This window comes from Amycolatopsis orientalis DSM 43388 (assembly GCF_000411975.1).
In the GTDB taxonomy this organism is placed as follows: Bacteria; Actinomycetota; Actinomycetes; order Mycobacteriales; family Pseudonocardiaceae; genus Amycolatopsis; species Amycolatopsis orientalis_D.
This window is the reverse complement of record NZ_ASXG01000192.1, coordinates 1-15,610: the sequence shown is the minus strand read 5'-3', so window position 1 is coordinate 15,610 and position 15,610 is coordinate 1. Positions and strand designations below refer to the sequence as shown.

Annotated in this window: 13 protein-coding genes, 1 rRNA gene and 1 pseudogene; 9 read left to right on the top strand and 6 right to left on the bottom strand. The window is 69.4% G+C overall.

Annotation, left to right across the window (positions count from 1 at the left end; all coding sequences use genetic code 11):
- Positions 1–56: 56 nt before the first annotated feature.
- On the top strand, positions 57–935 hold the full coding sequence (locus tag L942_RS38915) for a LysR family transcriptional regulator (protein ID WP_037370132.1): 879 nt from the start codon (positions 57–59) through the stop codon (positions 933–935).
- Here L942_RS38915 and L942_RS38910 read toward each other — a convergent pair.
- Positions 932–2,398, bottom strand: a complete 1,467-nt coding sequence (locus tag L942_RS38910; RefSeq protein ID WP_037370131.1) for an ABC transporter substrate-binding protein — start codon at positions 2,396–2,398, stop codon at positions 932–934. The genes L942_RS38915 and L942_RS38910 overlap by 4 nt on opposite strands.
- Before the next feature lie 101 nt (positions 2,399–2,499).
- On the opposite strand from L942_RS38910, the gene L942_RS38905 reads away from it, so the two are divergent.
- Positions 2,500–3,831: an LVIVD repeat-containing protein gene (locus tag L942_RS38905; protein ID WP_037370129.1), complete on the top strand. Its 1,332-nt coding sequence runs from the start codon at positions 2,500–2,502 to the stop codon at positions 3,829–3,831.
- A gap of 297 nt (positions 3,832–4,128) precedes the next feature.
- Here L942_RS38905 and L942_RS38900 read toward each other — a convergent pair whose 3' ends face one another.
- The gene (locus L942_RS38900; RefSeq protein ID WP_037370127.1) at positions 4,129–5,055 is read right to left on the bottom strand and encodes a TetR/AcrR family transcriptional regulator C-terminal domain-containing protein; all 927 of its coding nucleotides are present in this window, start codon (positions 5,053–5,055) and stop codon (positions 4,129–4,131) included.
- 117 nt (positions 5,056–5,172) lie between these two features.
- Between L942_RS38900 and L942_RS38895 the strand changes: the two genes are divergently transcribed.
- The 4 genes and pseudogenes from L942_RS38895 to L942_RS38885 all read left to right on the top strand — a co-directional run bounded on the left by L942_RS38895 (position 5,173) and on the right by L942_RS38885 (position 8,287).
- Complete coding sequence (locus tag L942_RS38895) at positions 5,173–6,234, top strand: FAD-dependent oxidoreductase (protein ID WP_037370125.1); 1,062 nt, start codon at positions 5,173–5,175, stop codon at positions 6,232–6,234.
- A gap of 63 nt (positions 6,235–6,297) precedes the next feature.
- Positions 6,298–6,996, top strand: a pseudogene (locus L942_RS38890) (alpha/beta hydrolase); the annotation flags it as partial.
- Positions 6,997–7,076: 80 nt separating this feature from the next.
- On the top strand, positions 7,077–7,298 hold the full coding sequence (locus L942_RS46095) for an alpha/beta hydrolase (protein ID WP_326929389.1): 222 nt from the start codon (positions 7,077–7,079) through the stop codon (positions 7,296–7,298).
- 23 nt (positions 7,299–7,321) lie between these two features.
- Positions 7,322–8,287, top strand: coding sequence for a helix-turn-helix domain-containing protein (locus tag L942_RS38885; protein WP_037370123.1), 966 nt, complete (start codon positions 7,322–7,324; stop codon positions 8,285–8,287).
- Here the strand turns inward: L942_RS38885 and L942_RS38880 are convergent, their stop codons facing one another.
- Positions 8,288–10,885, bottom strand: a complete 2,598-nt coding sequence (locus L942_RS38880; RefSeq protein WP_037370114.1) for a bifunctional FO biosynthesis protein CofGH — start codon at positions 10,883–10,885, stop codon at positions 8,288–8,290.
- 135 nt (positions 10,886–11,020) lie between these two features.
- On the opposite strand from L942_RS38880, the gene L942_RS38875 reads away from it, so the two are divergent.
- On the top strand, positions 11,021–12,634 hold the full coding sequence (locus L942_RS38875) for an IS1634 family transposase (RefSeq protein ID WP_440201366.1): 1,614 nt from the start codon (positions 11,021–11,023) through the stop codon (positions 12,632–12,634).
- A gap of 195 nt (positions 12,635–12,829) precedes the next feature.
- Here the strand turns inward: L942_RS38875 and L942_RS38870 are convergent, their stop codons facing one another.
- The 3 genes from L942_RS38870 to L942_RS45960 form a co-directional block, all read right to left on the bottom strand.
- Positions 12,830–13,582, bottom strand: coding sequence for an SDR family NAD(P)-dependent oxidoreductase (locus L942_RS38870; protein WP_037370107.1), 753 nt, complete (start codon positions 13,580–13,582; stop codon positions 12,830–12,832).
- An 8-nt stretch (positions 13,583–13,590) separates the two neighbouring features.
- Positions 13,591–14,400, bottom strand: a complete 810-nt coding sequence (locus L942_RS38865; protein WP_037370105.1) for an alpha/beta fold hydrolase — start codon at positions 14,398–14,400, stop codon at positions 13,591–13,593.
- 96 nt (positions 14,401–14,496) lie between these two features.
- Positions 14,497–14,625, bottom strand: coding sequence for a hypothetical protein (locus L942_RS45960; RefSeq protein WP_268745763.1), 129 nt, complete (start codon positions 14,623–14,625; stop codon positions 14,497–14,499).
- A 77-nt stretch (positions 14,626–14,702) separates the two neighbouring features.
- Between L942_RS45960 and L942_RS46090 the strand changes: the two genes are divergently transcribed.
- On the top strand, positions 14,703–15,005 hold the full coding sequence (locus L942_RS46090) for a hypothetical protein (RefSeq protein WP_037370103.1): 303 nt from the start codon (positions 14,703–14,705) through the stop codon (positions 15,003–15,005).
- A gap of 469 nt (positions 15,006–15,474) precedes the next feature.
- A 16S ribosomal RNA gene (locus L942_RS38855) occupies positions 15,475–15,610 on the top strand; the annotation flags it as partial.

The window sequence follows — 15,610 nt, the reverse complement described above, 5'->3', positions numbered from 1 at the left end:
CTCGTTCTCACGATGAGTCCAAGGCTTACTTCTCACAGCTTCGATAAACTGTGCTTATGACAAGCTTGCGGCAGCTCGAGTACCTGGTCACGGTGGTCGACACCGGTTCGTTCACCCGGGCCGCCGAGCAGCTGCACGTGACGCAGCCCGCGCTGTCGCACCAGATGCGGGCGCTGGAGCACAGCGTCGGCGGGCCGTTGCTGGAACGGTTGCCGCGTTCGGTCCGGCTCACGCCAATGGGGCGCGCGATGCTGCCGCACGCCCGCGCCGCGCTCGCCGATGCCGAACGTGCCCGGTGCGCCGCGCGACAGGCTTCCGGCCAGGTAGCCGGAGAACTGCTGGTCGCCACGGTCTACTCGGTGAGCCTCGGGGTGCTGCCGCCGGCGCTGCGGGTGTGGCGGCGCGAACGGCCGGACGTCGACGTGCGGCTTTTCGAGTACCGCCACGCCGACGAACTGCGCGACGCGATGCTGGCCGGAGAAGCGGATCTCGCGATCGGCCCGCGTCCGGCCGGGTGGACGGGCCCGGTGCGGACGCTGGGCACCGAAGAGTTCGTCGTCGTGCTCCCGGCCGACGGCGCCACGGAGTCCACTTCGGACGGTACGGTCGACCTGGCTGACCTTGCCGACTGCGCGTGGGTGCACTACGCGCCTGGCCACGGCTTAGCCGAACTTCTCGACGCCGCTTGCGCGGAAGCCGGATTCCGGCCGCGACCCGCGGTGCGCACGGAACAGACCGCCGCCGCACCGTTGCTCGCGGCGGCCGGATTGGGGCCCGCGCTGGTTCCGGCGAACGTGCTCCCCGCCGAGTTCAGCGGCCGGGTTTTGCGCCCGGGCAAACCGATCCGGCGAGAGCTGGTCGCTTACGGCCGCAGCGAACCGGATCCGTTGACGGCGGCGTTCGGCGAAGTGCTGGCGCAACACACACGGGTTTAGTCGCGCAGCCGGGTCAGGTCGATTCCAGCGAACGGCGTCGTCACCGCGTCGTGGACCCGGGCGGACCAGACGGCGTGGCCATGCGCGGTCCACAGTGGAATCGCCGGAAGATCGCGCAGGGCCTGGTTCTCGGCGACCCGGAACAGCTGCGCGGCTTCTTCCGGCGACGCGGTGGTTTCGGCGGAATTGAGATCGGCGGCGAATCCGGCGTCGGTGTAACCGGCGGCGTCCGCGAGCGTGTGGAGGAGGTCGGCCGGGCTCGGCGAGACGGCCTTGACCTCCAGCGCGGACGGTCCGGTCGGCTTGCCTCCGGTGGCTTTTCGCTGTGCGGTAACCGAAATTCCCAGACTCTTCGACAGCCCCTCGGCCAACGCCTGCGGCCAGGTGCCGTCGAAACTGTCGTAGTACACGGCCGCGTCGCCGGTGAATCCGGCTTGGTCCAGCAGGGACTTGGCGGCCGGACCGTCGAAAGTGCACGGACGGCAGCTCCCGAACCGTTCGCCGGGCGCGACCGCCGGCGGCAGCAATCCCTTGGCCGCGTCCGCCTGGTGCGCGAGCGGACCGGATTCCAGCGCGGCGCGGTCGGTGCCGAGCGCGAAGGCGTGCCGCACCGCGGGATCGGCGAATCGCGTTGCCTCGGCGGAAAACACCAGGTAGCCGGCGCGGGGGAGCGCCCACATCGCGTGCCGGTCGGCGAAATCGGCGTGCATCGCCTCGTGCCGGTCGCCCGGGACAGACGTGGCGACGTCGAGTTTGCCCTCCTTGACCTCGTCGTACTGCTCCGCCGGATTGCCGACGCGCAGCTCGATTTCCTTCGCCTGGCCCGGATCCGCGGCGACCCGGACGAGCTTGCCGCCGGAACCGGACTGCCAGTCGCCCTCTAACCGCAGGGGGCCGTTGCCGATCGGATGGCGGGCGAACCCGTTCCAGTCGCGCGATTTCAGCACCGACGCGGGCAGCGGCACGAGCCCGGGCGCGGACAACCAAGCGGGCACCTGATTCGACGGCCGATCGAGCACGATCCGCAACTGATTCGCGTCGACTGCGGTTATTTCCTTGGCTCGTAAGGACTTCGTGAGAACCGGGCTGCTGGCCCAATGGTGGCCTGAGATCGCCTTCCAGGTGTCCACATAGGACTGAGCGGTGACCGGCGTGCCGTCGTGGAATTTCCCGGGCCGCAACCGGACGGTCCAGGTCGCCCGGTCGGTGCTGGTGATCGACTCGGCCGCGCGCGGGGTGACTTTTCCGCTGGCCGGATCGTAATCGGCGAGCGGAGTCCACAACGCGCCGGTGACGAGCCGCCCGGACGGATCGGTGACGTCGGCGGGCAGCAGCGTGCCGGGTTCGCCGAGGCCGACCGACAGGACGCCGGGCCGGGCGGGTTCGGCCGACGACGAACAGCCGGAGGTACCGGCCGCGACGACGGCGGCGAGCGTGAGCGGGACCAGCAGACGCGATCGCATGCTGTCTTATTACCAGGTGGAAAGCAACGAAAGGCGGTTGTGTCCGGTTAGGGACCGTCTTAAAGTACTTCAGTCACACTGGGGTCTCTTGGAGGTTTCGCGTGCGCCGTTGGTGGATTCGCTCCGGACTGGCAATCGCGACCGCGGCGGCGACGCTCGTCGCCACCGGATTGCCCGCCGCGGCTTGCGAGGACGACAAGCCGGTCACCGAAGCGAAGCACAGCCTCGGCGATCCGGGCGCGGTCAAGGGCGTGCGGCCGGTCGGCACCGTGCCCGACGCGCAAGGGGCCATTTCGGCGAACTTCCTCAGCTACGGCAAGCGCGACGTGATGGTCGTGTCCGGCCAGTTCGGCCTGAAGGTGTACGACCTCACGGACAATCCGGCGAAGCCGCGCGCGATCGGCGAGCTGAGCCTGCCCGGGCTGTGGGAAACCGAGGACACCGAGGTCGACGCGAAGCGCAAGCTCGTGTTCCTGTCCCGGGACCCGCGCGCGTTCAAGGGCAACACGCACACCGGCGAGTCCGGCATCTACGTGGTCGACGTGGCGCATCCGGAGAAACCGGAGATCCTCAGCTACGTCAAGGTCCCGGCAGGCCACACCACCAGTTGCGCCGACGACTGCCGCTACCTCTGGACCGGCGGCCCGGCGAAGGCCGACGACCAGCCCGCGGACTGGGGCGGCAGGCCGATCTGGGTCACCGACGTGCGCAACCCGCGCGCCCCGAAGGTGCACCCGGACCCGATCGAACTCGCTCGCAACGACGGCAAAACCGACTACGTGCACGACGTGCAGGTCGACAAAATGGGCGTCGCGTGGGTATCCGGCGCGGGCGGCGTGCGCGGCTACTGGACGTCCGGCTTCCATCGCGACCCGGTGCAGAACCGCTACCGCCTGGCGAGCGCGCTCAAGCCGGTGCCATACGCGGGTGGCGGAGTGTCGGAAACCGCGGCGCCGTCGAAGTTCCTGCACAACAGCTTCCACCCGGTCGGCTCCCGAGACGACGGCGCGTGGCGCGGGCACGACCTCGTGTACGCCACCGAGGAAAGCTTCCTCCCCGGCTGCGCGGGCGACGGCGTCCTGACCATTTCTTCGCTGGACGGCTCGTATCAGGGCGAAGGCTGGCGGTCGACGCCGGAGAAGCCGTTCCGGATGCGCAGCATCGGCACCTGGAGCGTCGCCGGGCAGGAAGGCAGCGACCCGGTGTCCGACGACTGCTCGGCACACTACTTCGACCTGCGCGGGCACGTGCTGGTGCAGTCGTTTTACGCGCAGGGCACGCGATTCCTCGACGTGAGCGACCCGTCGAACCCGACGCAGATCGCGTACTTCCGCCCGGCGGACGCGGCTTCGTGGGCGCCGTACTGGCACGACGGGTACGTGTACGTGGCGGACAACAACCGGGGGATCGACATCCTGAAGCTCGGCGTTTAGCGGCGGATCGGCCGCGCACCGCGGTCCAACCGGGCCTCGATGAGCGGCAGCAGGGTCTCCTGGAACCGCCTCGGTCGTGGGTCTACGGCAAGTCGGGGGCCTCTCGGGACATGCTCGGCGTCTGGGCTCGGGACGTACCGCTCGGCCGCATCGGCGTTCATGCCCACGCTTGACCGCTCAGCGGCCCGCCAGTTCGCGGAGGAACTCGCGCGCGGAGCTCGATCTCGAAGTCGAGATACCTGCGCTCGCGCTGATACTTCCGGCGCTCGCGGACGGTCGGGACTAAGCGGATCACGCTCACTGATTCTGCCGTCCGGCACCCTTACCGCCAACCGGATATCGGACAGCCAGCCCGTCCAGCAGCGCCTGCAGCCCGATCTCGAACAGGTGGTCCAGATCGAGGTCGTACCCCTCGGCAAGCTCCGCCACCATCCGCGCCAGCACCGGATACCGCCCGGACCCGGTCAGCGCCGCGTATCCCCGCGCCTGCGTCTCCATCCACTGGTCCTCGGTGATCCCGGTCGCCCCCATCGCGTGCCGCTCGCGTTCCAGATGGATCGCGGTGCCCTGGATGTGGTTGTAGAACAACACATTCAGATCGCACAGGTCAGCCGCGTTCAGCCCGAAGACCGACAACGCGGCCAGCGCGCGTTCGTTGTGTGCCGCGAGGTTCGGCAGCGGCCAGGGGCGGGTGAGTGGGACGAGATGCGCCAGCCACGGATGCCGCCGGTGCACGGACCACAGCGTGCGCGCCGACAGCTCCAACTGCGCCCGCCACCCCTCCGGTTCCCGTGGCGGGTAACCGGTTTCGCCGTAGACCGTGTCCGCCATCAGGAAGACCAGTTCGTCCTTTCCGGACAGATACCGGTACGGCGCCATCGCCGGAACTCCCAGCCGCGCGGCGAGTCCGCGCATCGACAGCGCCGCGACACCTTCCGTGTCGGCGATCGCGATGGCCGTGCGCACCAGTAGTTCCCGGGTCAGCACTGGACGCTTCGCCCCAGTCTCGGAGTGCTGACCAGCAACGACATGGCCAGACCGCGGTTCCGCCCGAACCACGCCTTCGCGACGCAGGACGTCGAGCGCCTTTGCTGCGGTTGCGTTCGCGACACCATGCGTTGAAGCCAGCTGACGCGTCGAAGGCACCTTCGCGCCCGGCGGCAACTGCGAGATCTCTTCGCGCAGCGTGGCGGCGATGCGGAGGTACGGCGGTTCGGTCGGCATCGGCGTCCTGTCTGTACTAGGTCAGCGGGTCATCTGTACTAGGTCAGTTCTGGCAGTGGAAGCCAGGTCAGGGCAGGTTCATTCAGGTAATGATGCACCGTACTAAGGGGTGAGGACATGCCGAAAGCACTGGTTTGCGGAGCGGGAGTCGCTGGGTGCGCGTCGGCCTACTGGCTGCGCCGCAGCGGATACGACGTGACGGTCGTCGAGCGCGCGGAGGGGTTGCGCAGCGGAGGTCAGGCGATCGACATCCGCGGGGTCGCGCTGGAGGTCATCGACCGGATGGGACTGGGGGAACGGGTCCGCGCGGCCCGGACGCGGATGCGCGGGATGTCGATGCTCGACGCGTCCGGCAACGAGGTGTTCCGTTCCGAGGAGCGCGTCTTCAGCAGCGGTCGCCTCGACAGCGAGGACATCGAGATCCTCCGCGACGACTTGGTCGAGCTGCTGCACCGCCGCGCCGACGCCGAGTTCCGTTTCGGCGACGAGATCACCGCGCTCGACGCCGAGTCCGGCCGGGTCGAATTCGCCAAGGCCGAGCCGCATACGTTCGACCTGATCGTCGGCGCGGACGGCGCGCATTCGGCGGTCCGGCGGCTCGCGTTCGGCCCGGAGGAGCAGTTCCGCCGCTACCTCGGCCAGTACCTGGCGATCTTCCCGGCTCCCAACACGCTCGGCCTCGAGGATTGGCAGATCTGGTTCCAGGGCGAGGGCGTCGGCGGCGCGGTCTACCCGGTGCCCGGCAACGAGGAGATCCGGGTGACGCTCGGCTTCGGCGAGCCGGAGTACCGCGAGATCCGGGACGTCGCGGAGCAGAAGAAGCTTGTCGCGCAGCGGTTGGCCGACGTCGGCGGCCCGGTGCCGGACCTGGTCAAAGCCATGGCGGAGTCCGAGACCTTCTTCTTCGACGCCATGCTCCAGATCCACCTCGACCGCTGGACGACCGGACGGGTCGCGCTGGTCGGCGACGCCGGGTACTGCGCGTCCGTGCTGTCCGGGCAGGGCACGAGCCTCGCCCTCGTCGGCGCGTACGTCCTGGCCGACGGTCTCGCCGACTACGAGACCAGGATGCGCCCGTTCGCCGAACTGAACCAGGCGCTGGCCACGGAGAACCCGGCCGGACCGGCGTCGGAGGAATCGGTCGAGCGGGCGAAGAACGCGATCAGCCTGAGCCGCTGACCCGCCGTCTGGCGGGAGATTCCCGCCGCCCGGCTGGCCCGGTCCGGCTCCCGGGCGGCAAGGATGGGTCCAGTTGCCCGAATCCGCTGGAGGCCCGCGATGACCGCCTATCCGCCGCTCCCGTTCGACCCCGAGCTCGCCGCGGCGCTCGAGGTGCTCGCGGCCGAGCGCCCGCCGATCAAGACGCTCGAGTCGATCCCGGCGGTGCGCGCGGCCGCGGCGAAGCGGCAGATTTCGCTGGAGGAGATCACCGCCGACGGCACCCTTGAAGTGTCCGAAGTGGACGCTGAGGGGCCGCGCGGGCCGATCCCGCTGATCGTCGCGCGCCCGGCCGGTGCGGTCGACGCGCCGGTGCTGTACTGGCTGCACGGCGGCGGCATGGTCATCGGCGGGCACAAGGGCGGTGACCTGTACTTCCTCAAGGAGTACGCGACCGAACTGGGCCTCGGCTTCGTCTGCGTCGACTACCGCGTCGCGCCCGAACACCCGCATCCGGCACCCGTCGAGGACTGCTACGCCGGCCTCGAATGGACGGTCAAGCACGCCGCCGAGTACGGATTCGACGCCTCCCGCGTCGTGATCGGCGGCGCGAGCGCGGGCGGCGGGCTCGCGGCCGCGACGGCTTTGCTCGCTCGCGACCGAGGCGGCCCGGAACTGATCGGCCAGCTGCTCGTGTACCCGATGCTCGACGACCGCAACGACTCCCCGTCGGCGATCCAGATGGCCGAGATGGGCAGCTGGGACCGCGCCGCGAACAACGTCGGCTGGACCGCGCTGCTCGGCGACGCTCGCGGCGGCCCGGACGTGTCGCCGCGAGCCCGCCGCCCGCGCGTGCTGAAGACTTGTCCGGCCTTCCGCCCGCGTTCCTCGACGTCGGGAGCACCGAGACCTTCCGCGACGAGGTCATCGCCTACGCGAACCGGCTGTGGCTGTCCGGGGTGCAGGCGGAACTGCACGTCTGGCCCGGCGCCTTCCACGGCTTCGACGGCTCGGCTCCGCAGGCGGCGCTGTCGCAGCAGGCCCGCGCCGAGCGCACGCCGTGGCTGCGGCGGCTGCTCGGCTGAACCGGACAAGCGATGATGGACCGATGAGGGAGCTGGTCACGCATCTGAGCGCGCTCGATCCCGGCGCGGCCGAGACGGTCAAGGTCATCGCGTATTTCGACCGGCTGGTCGAGGGCCGCGCCGGGCTGGAGCCGATCGTGCGCGGGGCGGCGGTGCTGTCCGGCTGTCCCGCGCGGCTGGCCGACGACGAACGCCGGGTGCGCGTTCGCGTCGAACCGGACGGGCGCGTGGTGCCGTCCGCCGAGCCGCCCGATCCGGACTGGCCGTCGGCTCCGGTGCGTCCGGACGGGCCGGTCGCGCTGTGGCTGGAACGGCCCGGTCCGCCGAGCCCCGTGGACGCGATGGTGCTGGAGCGCGCGTCCGCCGCGGCCCGGGCGGTGCTGGACCGCACGCGCGGCCGGGTCGTCGATCCGGCGTCCGTCGAGGTGGTGCTCGATGCGTCCGCCGACGAGCGAACCCGTTTGCGCGCCGCGCATCGCCTCGGGCTCGGTGCCACTGCGCGGGCGGTCGTGACCGACGCGGTCCCGCTGGTCGTCCCTCCACAGTGGACTCCGCCGGAGCGTAGCCGGGTTGGCCTGGGAACGGTGGTGGACCTGGTCGACCTGCCGCTGTCCGGCCGGCAAGCCCGCACGGCTTTCCGTTTCACCGCAACCGAAGACGATCCCGGACCGTCCGTGGTGGACTACGCCGAACTCGGCGGGCTGGCGGTGCTCGCCGACGCGGTCGGACCCGGTGCCAAACCGGTCGCGGACGTAACCAGCTTGGAGCACGCCCGCACGGCGGCCCCGTGGGTGTTGCCCACGCTGGTCGCCGTAGCGGGCGCGCCGAGTCTGCGTTCCGCGGCGAACACGCTGGTAGTGCACCATTCGACCCTGCAGGAGCGCCTGGCCCACGCCGAACACCTGCTCGGCTGGCCAGTACGCGATCCCGCGGGTCGTCTGCGGTTGCAGCTGGCTATCGCCTTGTGGCGGCTGCACCGCACCGGGTGATCACGGCGTGAGCAGCGGCAGCAACGGTTTCCGCACCGCCATCGCGACTCCGTCCGACGCCTGCGCCGCGGCGAGCCGCTCGGCGCTCGGCGTGCCGTAGGACGTGGTCCGCTGCCGCAACGGACGGCCGAGCGGCTCGACCATCGCGCGCATGTCGCTGATCGTCTTGTACGACCCGTTCGACGCACCCGCCATCCGGCTGATCGTCTCCTCCATCAGCGTGCCGCCGATGTCGTTGACGCCGCCCTGCAGCACCGCCCGGCTCCCTTCCTCGCCGAGCTTCACCCAGGAACTCTGGATGTTGTCGAACGTGCCGTGCAGCAGCAGCCGGGACAGCGCGTGCACCGCCCGGTTCTCGCGCAGCGTCGTGCCCGCGCGGGCGAGGCCGGCCAGGTAGATCGGCGAGCTCTGGTGGATGAACGGCAGCAGCACGAATTCGCTGAACCCGCGCCGCCCGTTGCGTTCCACGCCTTCGCGCTGCAGTTTGGCCAGCAGTTTCAGGTGCCCGACCCAGTGGCTCGGGTTGTCCACGTGGCCGTACATCATCGTCGCCGTGGTCGGCAGGCCGATGTCGTGCGCGGTGGTGACCACCTCGATCCACGCGTCGGTCGGCAGCTTGCCCTTGGTGAGCACCCACCGGACGTCGTCGTCGAGGATTTCCGCCGCGGTGCCCGGCAGCGAGTCCACTCCGGACTCCTTCGCCCGGAGCAGGAAGTCGCGAATGGACAGATTCGTCCGGGACGCGCCGTTCACGACCTCCATCGGGCTGAACGAGTGCAGGTGGATGTCCGGCTGCCGCCGCTTCACCTCGGCCGCGAGGTCGAAGTACGCGGTGCCCGGCAGGTCCGGGTGGATCCCGCCCTGCATGCAGATCTCGGTCGCGCCCGCGGCCCACGCCTCGTCCACCCGGTCGCCGACCTGCTCCAGCGACAGCGTGTATGCGTCCGCGTCCGTTTTCCGCTGCGCGAAGGCGCAGAACCGGCAGCCGGTGTAGCAGACGTTGGTGAAGTTGATGTTCCGCGTGACGACGAAGGTGATGTCGTCCCCGACGACCTCGCGCCGCAGGTCGTCGGCCAGTTTCGTGAGCGCGTCCAGTTCCGGCCCGTCGGCGTGCAGCAGTGCGAGGGCGGCGTCGTCGGACAATCCGGCGGGGTCCTTTTCCGCACTGCGCAACGCGTCCCGGATGTCGGTGTCGAACCGCTGCGGCCCGGTCTTGATCTTCCGGCCGATTTCCTTCCAGTCGCCGTAGACCGAGTCGAAGTCGCCTCGCCGGTCCTCGGTGCGGCCGGTGGTGTCGATCTCGGTGTGCAGGTCGGTGCGGCCGGATTCCTCCCAGCCGCCGTCCGGCTCCTGCCACGGGATCCCGACCGGCATCGCGCCGTCGCGGGCCAGCCCGGTTTCCGCGTCGACCAGCGCCGCGACGTGCCGCGTGACGCGCGGGTCGAGCCACGGCTGGCCGCGCTTCACGTACTCCGGGTAGATGGTGAGCCGCTCGCGCAGGGCGAATCCGGCCTTCTCGGTCTGCCGGGCCAGGAGGTCGATCTGCGGCCACGCGCGTTCGGGGTTGACGTGGTCCGGGGTGAGCGGGGAAACGCCGCCCCAGTCGTCGATGCCCGCGCGGATCATCAGGTCGTACTGGTCGCCGATGAGGTTCGGCGGGGCCTGGATGCGCATCCGCGGACCCAGCACCAGCCGGGCCACGGCGATGTTCGCGGCCAGTTCTTCGAGGTCGGCGTCCGGGGTCGCGCGCATCTTCGTGTCCGGCTTGGCCCGGAAGTTCTGCACGATGACTTCCTGGATGCCGCCGTACTCGCGCGCGGTCTTGCGGATCGCGAACAGCGCGTCGGCGCGTTCCTCGTGCGTCTCGCCGATCCCGATCAGCACACCGGTGGTGAACGGCACCGAGCTGCGCCCGGCGTCCTCCAGCACCCGCAGCCGGACCTCGGGATCCTTGTCCGGCGAACCGTAATGCGGCCCGCCCTTCTCGCTCCACAGCCGGCGCGCGGTGGTCTCCAGCATCATGCCCATCGACGGCGCGACCGGCTTGAGCCGCTGGAAGTCCTGCCAGCTCAGCACGCCCGGGTTGAGGTGCGGCAGCAGACCGGTCTCCTCGAGCACCCGGATCGCCATCGCGCGGACGTAGGACAGCGTGTCGTCGTAGCCGTGCGCGTCCAGCCATTCGCGCGCGGCCTTCCAGCGGTCCTCCGGCCGGTCGCCGAGGGTGAACAGGGCTTCCTTGCAGCCCATCTCGGCGCCCTTGCGGGCGATGTCGAGGACCTCGTCCGGCGACAGGAACGGCGATTCGAGCCTGCCGGGGACGGTGACGAACGTGCAGTAGCCGCACCGGTCCCGGCACAGCCGGGTCAGCGGGATGAACACCTTGCGGCTGTAGGTGATGATCCCCGCGCGACCGGCTTCTTCGAGGCCCGCGTCGCGGATGCGGGAGGCGTGTTCGGACAAAGTCTTCAGGTCGTCGCCGCGCGCGTGCAGCAGCACTGCCGCCTCGGCGACGTCGAGCGTCTTCCCGTCTCGCGCCCGGGCGAGCGCACGGCGCATGGCCGACGGGGTGGGCGTGGTCACGCCAGCTTCGGGCTCCATTCCCGCCACGCTAGGACCCGGCCGCCGCGACCAGCCAGCTCTTAGCCCGCCGCCGAGCCGAGGCGGTGTCTGAAGTGATCATTAGCGCAGGTTGCGGGCTTGTCGGTGGCTGCTGACGGCGGTATTACCTAAAGGGTGGCGTCAGTGATCGGGAAGCGCATCGGCGGGCGGACGTACTACTACTTCGCCGAGTCCGCGCGCGTCGACGGCAAACCGCGCGTGGTCGGCCAGCGGTATCTCGGCACGGCCGAGGACATCGCCGCGGCGGTGGCCGGCGGCGGTCCGGAAGCGGCTGGCGCGCGGCATCGTTCGTTCGGCGACGTTTCCGCCGTGTGGGGGACGCTCCAGCGCCTGGACCTCGTCCGGCGCGTCGACTCCGTCGCCGGCCCGCAGCGGGCTCGGCCGACGCTCGGTCTCCACGTCGCGCTGGCCGTGCTGCATCGGGCGACGGCGCCGGAGACGGAGTTCGAGGAGTGGTGGAACGGCTGCCTGGCGCAAGATCTGGTCCGGCCCCGGCCGCCCAAGGGGTCGATCACCACGGCTAGTCATTGGCGGGCGTTGCAGCGGCTTACTCCGGAGCGGATCGCCGGGGTGGAAACCGTTGTGGCGGAAGCGGTTCTGGAATTGCTGGGCGACGACGGAACGGAAGCCTTAGCCGTTGATGTCGCGCAGTTCGCCGCGTTCACCGCTGCGGATTGCACGCTGCCGTCGGCGGGTCAGGACGTACTCGCCGGGCTCGGTCTGGTCGTTACGCGGGACGGGGCGATTCCGTTGGCGTCGCGGGTTTATCGGAGGGATGGCGCGCCTGCGTTCGGTGCGTTGGCCGTGGAATTGGGGGAACGGTATCCGGCGACGGACGTCACGTTGGTTTTCCATGCCGGGCAGGCCGCGCAGCTCGATCTTGGTGCGCGGCGCGGGTTTGTCGGATCGCTTCCACTGGCTGATCATCCGGATTTGCTCGCGCGTCCGGCGTCGGTGCGGAGGAGGGTGGATCCGGAGCGGTTTGCCGGGCTGACCGCGTTCGACACGGTGGCGACTGTGGACGGTGCTCGCCGGCGCGTCATCCTTACTCATTCGGCGACGTTGCACGCGGCGCAGTACCGGGCGTTCACCAGTGAATTGAGCACTACGGTGCGGGAGCTTGACGGGTTGGCCGCTGCGCTCGCTGCCGGTACCCATCGCGGGGATCGGACCCAGGTGCACGCGGAGATGTCGCGCATCATTCGCGGACGTCGGGTGGAGCGCGTGTTGAATACGACGCTCACCGGGAGCCGCGCGGGGGAGTTGCGGCTGGAGCGGCGGGTCGACGAGGCAGCGGTCGCTCGGTTGGCGGAGGAGTTCTTCGGCAAGCAGATTCTGGTGACTGATCGGGATTGGCCGGTCGCCGAGGTGGTCACCGCTTATCGGGCGCGGACGCACCTCGAGTCGACGTTTCGGTGGCTGACCGGGGCCGCGGTGGCTGGGCCGTCCCCCCGGTGGGAGTGGACTTCGCATCGGATCGCGGTGCATACGGCGGTGTCCGTGCTCGCGGCGACGGTTACGCACCTGATGCGGCGGGAGGCGGACCGGGCGGGGATGAATTTGTCGGTGGCCGAGCTATTGGATCAGTTGCGGGGGATCGGGGAGACGGTTTTGCGGCATCGGTCTACCGGGGGGAGGCCGAGGACGCGGCGGATCTTGTCGGATCGGACGGGGAGGCAGCAGGCGTTGTTCGAGTTGTTCGGGTTGGAGCGGTTTGCGCCTGGGTGACTGCTCGTCGCTCTGGCGGGCGACCTTGCATATGGAGTGGCGTGGGGCACCCCGAAGCTTGATTGTGCTGACGGTCCGGGGGTGCTTGTCAACGCGGGAAAGCGTGCCTTGACAAGCACCCCCGAACCGCAGTTTGGCTTCGTATCGGGGTGCGGGGGAGGTGTGGGTGCCTCGATGTTGGGTGCGCTGGTGCGGTTAGGAGTTGCGGTCGATGTTCAGGGCGGAGAAGGTCTGTACTACTGGCATCAGTTCGATGACGTTGATGTTCACGTGCTTTGGCTGCGAGCTGGCCCAGAACACCGACTCGGCGACGTCGTCCGCGGTCAGCGGGGTGGTGCCGGCGTAGACGTTGGCTGCTTTGGCCTGGTCGCCGTCGAAGCGGACGGTCGAGAATTCGGTGCCGCCTACCAGGCCGGGCTCGACATTCGTCACGCGGACGCCGGTGCCGCGCAGGTCGGAGCGCAGGTTGAGGCTGAACTGGTGGACGAACGCCTTGGTCGCGCCGTACACGTTGCCGCCGGGGTAGGGGTAGCTGCCCGCGACCGAACCGATGTTGATCACGTGCCCGGTGCCGCGTTCGACCATGCCGGGCAGCACTGCGCGGGTGAGGTGGACGAGACCGGTCACGTTGGTCTCGATCATCTGGTCCCAGTCTTCCAGCTTCGCCTCGTGCGCCGGCTCGAGACCTTTGGCGAGGCCGGCGTTGTTGACCAGGATGTCGATCTTCGCCCACTCCTCGGGCAGCTGCGCGACGACGTCCGCGACCGCGTCCGCGTCGCGCACGTCGAGCACCAGCGGGTACACCGCGTCGCCCAGTTCGTCCGCGAGCGCCTTCAGCCGATCGCCGCTGCGGGCCGCGGCGACGACCCGGGCGCCCTCCGCGACGAACCGGCGCGTGATCGCGGCACCGAACCCGGCGCTCGCGCCGGTCACCAATACGGTCTTCATGGAGTGAGTCACCGTTCTTCCGCGTGGTCCAGGAACCGGCCGAACACGTCGTTGAACTCGGCCGCGCGTTCCAGGTTAGGCAGGTGTCCCGCACCGTCGAGCACCACCAGCTCCGAGCCGGCCACGAGCTGGTGCAGCAGCCGCGCGTCGGAGACCGGGGTGAACTCGTCCTCGCTGCCCACCGCGACCAGTGTCGGCACGCTGACCTGCTTCAGCGAATCGCGGTAGTCAGGCCGCTTCGCCCGGGCCCGCAACGCCGCTGCCGCACCTGCCGCCGGTGCGCCGCGCATCATCTTGTGGACGTGCCCAGTCACTTCAAGGTTCTCGTGAAGCGTGCCCGCCGACAGCATCTTCGGCAGCAGCTCGTCGGCGTACGCGGTCATGCCTTCCGCGAGCACCCGGTCCGCGACCTGGTTGCGCGCCACCTTTCCTTCGTCGGTCTCCGGCTCGGCGAACGTGTCGGCGAGGAGCAATGCGGCGATCCGCTCAGGGTGATCGCGGACGGTCTGCATCACGATCTGCCCGCCCATCGACAGCCCGCCCAACGCGAAGCGGTCGATGCCGAGGTGGTCGGCCAGCCCGACGAGGTCCTCGGCGAAGTCTCCGAGCCCGCCGACCGCCGGGCCGCTGCTCTCGCCGTAACCCCGCAGGTCAGGAACCACGACTCGGTAGCCATTCCGCGCGAGATAGCCGGCCTGCGGACCCCACATCGACCGGTCGAACGGGTGCCCGTGCACGAGAAGCACCGCGAGCTTCGCCTGCTGGCCAAAGTCGTCGTAGGCGATCCGAGCGCCCGACGGGAGAAGGACTGTCTGCATGCTCCTGACGCTAATCGGGGCGATAGATCAGAGCAATAAGGTGCAATGTAGTCGGAGCAATGTTTTCAGCGCAGCCTTGCGAAGAACTGCCGGGCGTCACCCACCGAGCGGCCCCGGGTTGTGGCCCGCGGCGGGCGCTTCCCGCGGTTCCTCGGCGTAGATCCGGATCGCCGAACCCGCCGTGCCGGTCAGCCAGTGGATCGTGTGGACCGTGGGGTCAGCCATCTCTGCCTGCCTCGTGGGTCAGGGGCACTGCCCATCACCGCCGGACGCCCCCGGCGTCGGCCAGCCGCCCCGGTGCTTTGAGCAGTCCCGTCGCGACGTCGGTCGCCCGGTCGAAACTGGCGCAGTCGACCATCCAGTACCCGGCGATGACGGCCTCGGTCTCTCCGAACGGCCCGTCGGTGACGACCGGAGCTCTGCAGCCGGTGGGCCAGCACCGGAGCGGTGAGCCCCTGTGTCTCGACCAGCTCTCCGAATTGGGCCAGCGCCCCGGTGAATCCAGCGAGCAACTCGGCGACCTCCGCACCGTTCCGCTCGGCGAGCCGACGTCCAGCGACGATCCGCTCCGCGTCGGCCGGCCGGGTTCGTGCATTCACCGATAACGCGCACCGCGCCTTCTTCCGGATTACGGCATCCGCGAGCCGATAAGCGGCGGGATTCGTCGCGCGCTCATCCGCCGACCCCCGGCCGCTCGGCCCCGTCAGACCGGCCGGAGAGGGCGCATTCGGCGGGTTGACCTGCGAAGATCGGATTAAGGGACCCCCCTGTTTCAGGCCGTTTCAGGGCGTGTAATCTTCTCTTCGTCGCCAGGGAGACCGGGCGGCCGCCGGGACACGAACCAAGCTCTCGCCTCTAGGGTGATTGAGTGGGTGTCCCACCAAAAACTGCTAGGAATGACCGCTTCGGTCAGGCTCGCCCTTGCGGGGGTGGGGTTGATGCGGGGTGTGTTGCTTGAGAACTCAACAGTGTGCTAGTGAACTAAGCCAGTAGAGCTTATTTTGGTAAACCCCCTCGTCGGGGTTTCCTTTGAGAATATTGATTGAGATGTAGTCTCGATCGGACTCGAAAGCATTGTTGGAGAGTTTGATCCTGGCTCAGGACGAACGCTGGCGGCGTGCTTAACACATGCAAGTCGAACGCTGATCCGGTTTCGGCCGGGGATGAGTGGCGAACGGGTGAGTAACACGTGGGTAATCTGCCCTGTACT

Bases quoted from the DNA above. Each gene is read 5' to 3' on its own strand.
- L942_RS38910 (WP_037370131.1), bottom strand. From the start codon at position 2,398: ATGCGATCGCGTCTGCTGGTCCCGCTCACGCTCGCCGCCGTCGTCGCG.
- L942_RS38880 (WP_037370114.1), bottom strand. From the start codon at position 10,885: ATGGAGCCCGAAGCTGGCGTGACCACGCCCACCCCGTCGGCCATGCGC.
- L942_RS38885 (WP_037370123.1), top strand. From the start codon at position 7,322: ATGAGGGAGCTGGTCACGCATCTGAGCGCGCTCGATCCCGGCGCGGCC.
- L942_RS38895 (WP_037370125.1), top strand. From the start codon at position 5,173: ATGCCGAAAGCACTGGTTTGCGGAGCGGGAGTCGCTGGGTGCGCGTCG.
- L942_RS38865 (WP_037370105.1), bottom strand. From the start codon at position 14,400: ATGCAGACAGTCCTTCTCCCGTCGGGCGCTCGGATCGCCTACGACGAC.
- L942_RS38870 (WP_037370107.1), bottom strand. From the start codon at position 13,582: ATGAAGACCGTATTGGTGACCGGCGCGAGCGCCGGGTTCGGTGCCGCG.
- L942_RS38900 (WP_037370127.1), bottom strand. From the start codon at position 5,055: ATGCCGACCGAACCGCCGTACCTCCGCATCGCCGCCACGCTGCGCGAA.
- L942_RS45960 (WP_268745763.1), bottom strand. From the start codon at position 14,625: ATGGCTGACCCCACGGTCCACACGATCCACTGGCTGACCGGCACGGCG.
- L942_RS38915 (WP_037370132.1), top strand. From the start codon at position 57: ATGACAAGCTTGCGGCAGCTCGAGTACCTGGTCACGGTGGTCGACACC.